We start from the raw sequence: 261 nt of genomic DNA, 5'->3' as shown, positions 1-261 counted from the left end.
GATTATTCATTGTACAGCCGTTTGACGTTATGCCGCTCCAGCAGACATCTGTCAGGAAAGTGATGCCTTCTGCAGACCAGTTCTTAATCTCAAGCATGTTGAAATGAGAATAGGAAGAACTGGGATTCTCAAACCTGACTGTCTGGAGCGTTGAACCGGCCAATATTACCTTGTGGGTACCTGATGTATCAAAGTTCTCCTCTTCGTTGGAATAATAGCTTACATACGTGGATTTTTGCGTAAAATCGCCCTTTAATGTCA

General features: G+C 42.9%; 1 protein-coding gene. It reads right to left on the bottom strand.

Features of this window, described 5'->3' with window-relative positions:
* A partial coding sequence (locus HXW94_RS19340) for a hypothetical protein (RefSeq protein ID WP_218576841.1) occupies nucleotides 1-261 on the bottom strand: 261 nt, incomplete at both ends.

The sequence above is a fragment of the Desulfobacter latus genome, assembly GCF_013389365.1.
In the GTDB taxonomy this organism is placed as follows: Bacteria; Desulfobacterota; Desulfobacteria; order Desulfobacterales; family Desulfobacteraceae; genus Desulfobacter; species Desulfobacter latus.
The sequence above is the reverse complement of the archived record's forward strand: the minus strand, read 5'-3'. Positions and strand labels throughout refer to the sequence as shown.